The 3,161-nt window shown below is 59.1% G+C and carries 5 protein-coding genes; 4 read left to right on the forward strand and 1 reads right to left on the reverse strand.

What is annotated here, in order from left to right:
* Together ACH2EH_RS20595 and ACH2EH_RS20600 are read left to right on the forward strand one after the other, a co-directional pair.
* On the forward strand, positions 1-586 hold a 586-nt coding region (locus tag ACH2EH_RS20595), incomplete at its 5' end, for a sensor histidine kinase (protein ID WP_395144656.1).
* A gap of 2 nt (positions 587-588) precedes the next feature.
* The gene (locus ACH2EH_RS20600) at positions 589-1,032 is read left to right on the forward strand and encodes a response regulator (protein ID WP_395144658.1); all 444 of its coding nucleotides are present in this window, start codon (positions 589-591) and stop codon (positions 1,030-1,032) included.
* A gap of 7 nt (positions 1,033-1,039) precedes the next feature.
* Here the strand turns inward: ACH2EH_RS20600 and ACH2EH_RS20605 are convergent, their stop codons facing one another.
* On the reverse strand, positions 1,040-1,534 hold the full coding sequence (locus tag ACH2EH_RS20605; protein ID WP_395144659.1) for a hypothetical protein: 495 nt from the start codon (positions 1,532-1,534) through the stop codon (positions 1,040-1,042).
* A 72-nt stretch (positions 1,535-1,606) separates the two neighbouring features.
* Here ACH2EH_RS20605 and ACH2EH_RS20610 point away from each other — a divergent pair, with 72 nt between their 5' ends.
* Both ACH2EH_RS20610 and ACH2EH_RS20615 read left to right on the forward strand, forming a co-directional pair.
* Positions 1,607-2,896 (forward strand): potassium channel family protein, encoded by a 1,290-nt coding sequence (locus ACH2EH_RS20610; RefSeq protein ID WP_395144661.1) that lies wholly within the window; start codon positions 1,607-1,609, stop codon positions 2,894-2,896.
* Position 2,897: 1 nt separating this feature from the next.
* Positions 2,898-3,161: hypothetical protein (locus ACH2EH_RS20615; protein WP_395144663.1), on the forward strand; the 264-nt coding region annotated here is incomplete at its 3' end.

Below are 3,161 nucleotides of genomic sequence, written 5' to 3' on the forward strand. Positions count from 1 at the left end.
CCCGCTCGTTGAGGGCATGAAGCGAGGCATCTTCCGACTGGAGGAGCTGCTAGCGGAGTTCCGAGACTTTGTGCGCGCGGGCAATTTGGCCCCAACACCCGGAGATCTCAACGAGCTGACGCAAGCTGCGCTGGGAGAGACTTTCCCCAAGCGGAGCACGGTGGTTCTGGAGGGCAGCTACACCGCCAAGATTCTTCCCGTGGTCGCGGATGGAGCGAAACTGAAGCGGGCGTTCTCAGAGCTGATTGAAAACGCAGTGACATTTATGGAAGCAATGGGAGGAGGAACTCTAAAAGTGACGACACGCATTGTCTCGCGCCGGGAGCCCCTGCCCACTCGCCTGTCACTGCCTCGGAGTGACTACGCACTCCTCAGCTTCGAGGACACCGGCCCCGGCATACCTGAGTCGGAAAAAGAGCGGATATTCCGCCCGTTTGTGACTTCGCGGGCACGCGGAATGGGCCTGGGGCTGGCGATTGTAAAGGGTATCATTGAGGCGCACCACGGCGGCATCGTCGAGACAGGCGCAGAGGGACAGGGGGCACGCTTTGAGATCGCGCTGCCGCTCAAAAAGGGAGGAAAATGAGGATGATTCGAGTTCTGGTTGTAGACGATGAAGACGAGGTACGGGCAGCGCTGGCACGACGGCTGGAACGTGAGGGCTATGCCGTAGTGACCGCGGGATCTGAGCGTGAGGGGCTGAGCGCTCTCAAGAGTGTTGAGCATCCCTACGATGTTGTTATCACGGACATGAACATGGGCGACCCCAACTCGGGGATGCATATACTGGAAGGGGCGGTCGCACGCGATGTCTTCACCGAGGTGATTGTGCTCACGGCCTATGGAAATGTCTCCAATGCCGTGGAGTGCATGCGGCGCGGGGCCTACGACTACATTGAGAAGAACATGCCCGGTGTGGATGTCTTCGAGCTGCTGGTGATGAAGCTGGAGCAAGCCTGTCAGCGCCGCCGCCAGTCCGTGCAGACCGTGCGGCGGCTAGAGGAGTTCCACAAGCGCCACGGTGATTCGTGACGCTTAGTTAGGCGGCCACGGCGAGGGAGTCTTTGCCCTGAGAAGCTTCAAGGCAACGCTCACGGATCAGAGCCGTCCAGTCTTTGTGGCAGGTCGTGACCATTAGTGTCTCAAAGCCATAGCGCCTCCCTGCCTGCGCCGTGGCCTCTTTGTCGTCAGCGATCAGAGTGAGGCCAAACGCGGGAGCGTGTTTGAGAGTTGCCACCGGTGCCCGACCCGCCCGGACGGCGCTCCGGTGCTCCTGGCCCGTAACAATCCCCCCTAACTGAATCCCATTGAGCGCGAAGAAGAGACGCACCCGGCGTGTGGGCAGATCTGCCAGCGTGTAGATCCAGATCTCCCAGCCATCGCGCTGGAGGGAGCGCATCAGCCCGAGCGCTCCACAGCGCAAGCCGTGGCTCAGCAGGAGTGCCTGCACGCCCTGCGGATGATCACAGCGAAACTCGGCGACCTCAGGAAGAAGTGTGCCGTTCCAGCCAAAAGCAATTCGTTTTGTCATCATAGTCGTATGGAAATTGCCTATGCATTTTCTATACCAAATTTCCTATGCACACTAGAATTGTTATAATAGGCTGTGCCTACCCCTTTTCGATCCGATTTTCTATCCGGTGAGCTAAGCGATCATGTCGTGGTCTGTGGCCTAGGGCGCTTTGGGCTACGCATTGTGGAGCTGTTGCGCGAGCAGGGAATCCCTGTCATTGCCATTACGAGCCCGGAGACACGGGAGGATCGGCGGGTGGCAGCGCTAGACCGTGGGGCCGAGCTAATCACAGGTGATTTCCGTTTCCCCGATACGCGTGAGGCCGCCCGGCTGGACCAGGCACGAGCGCTGATCTTGGCAACATCCGATGACCTAGTGAATTTGGAGACCGCTCTGGATGTACGGGGGCAGCACCCCAAGCTGTGTATTGTGATGCGCCACTCCGAGGAGCGCCTTGCCTCACGGCTCGAGCAGGACTTTGATCTCACGCATGTCCTGGTTCCGTCACTGCTCGCCGCGTCTCACTTCGCCGAGGCGGCCCTCGCCCCTCCCCCAGAGCCGAGCGCGACACGCCACAGAGCACGGAGGCAGCGGCTCCGACATACCAAGCAGCCGGATCTAAGTCTCTTGTTTTTGCTGCTCTGCCTGCTTTTTCTAGGGGGAGTGCTGATCTTCCATCAGAATATCGGGCTGAGCTACATGGACGCGGCCTACTTCACCGTGACCATATTAACCACGGTTGGCTTTGGCGATTTCAACCTACAGAAGGAGCCCGCAGCGGTAAAGTTATTTGGGATGGTGCTGATGTTCGGTGGCGTTTTACTTCTTGCCACGCTCTCGTCGCTCCTGACCAACTATATTCTCTCTGGGGCGGCGCAGCAGGCGCGGGCGGAGCGGACAATCCGGCGCTACCGGGGGCATATTATTCTCTGTGGTCTGGGAAGTGTAGGATTTGCGATTGCGGAACGCCTCCGGGCACGGAATGTGCGAGTGGTAGTGATAGACATGACATTGGAGGATGCCCTCTTCCGTGATCTGGCGACCCGCGTTCCGGTTTTGTTGGGGGACGCAACCCGGCCCGAGACACTATTGAAGGCGGGGTTTCGACGGGCAAGCGCGGTGGTAGCCGCCACGTCCAGCGATGCCTTGAACCTGGAAATCGGGCTCATGGCACAGACGCTGGTAGAGGACTACCGCCCGGAGAACCCGGTTCGTCTGGTGCTACGCTGCTTCGATCCCGATCTGGCACGGCGCATCCATCGTGTCTCGCAGAACTACACGCTGCTGTCCTCAGCGGAAATCGCGGCTCCCCTCTTTGTGGAGGCCGCACTGCACCCTAAAAAGGGTGCTGCTTCAGAAGCTATTCTGGAAGGAAGTACTTAAGATGCGGGTTCGTAGCCTACTGACAACCGGTGTGCTCCTCGGGGCGCTTTCCAGTGCCTTTGGCCAGTCTGTTTCCTCAGAGACTAAAGATAAAGTGCTCCTGAGTATGCAAAACACGATCCAGCGTCAGGCATTTGTCCCCGGCATAGACTTCACGCAGTGGCCCGCCTTCCTGGCAAAGCGCCAGACCGAGGTGGATCATGCCAGAGATGTTCCGACCTTTGTCAACACCGTCAATGGGGCGCTCCGCGACTTTGGCATCAGC

Origin of the sequence: Armatimonas sp., from assembly GCF_043760365.1 — a bacterium.
Lineage (GTDB): Bacteria > Armatimonadota > Armatimonadia > Armatimonadales > Armatimonadaceae > Armatimonas.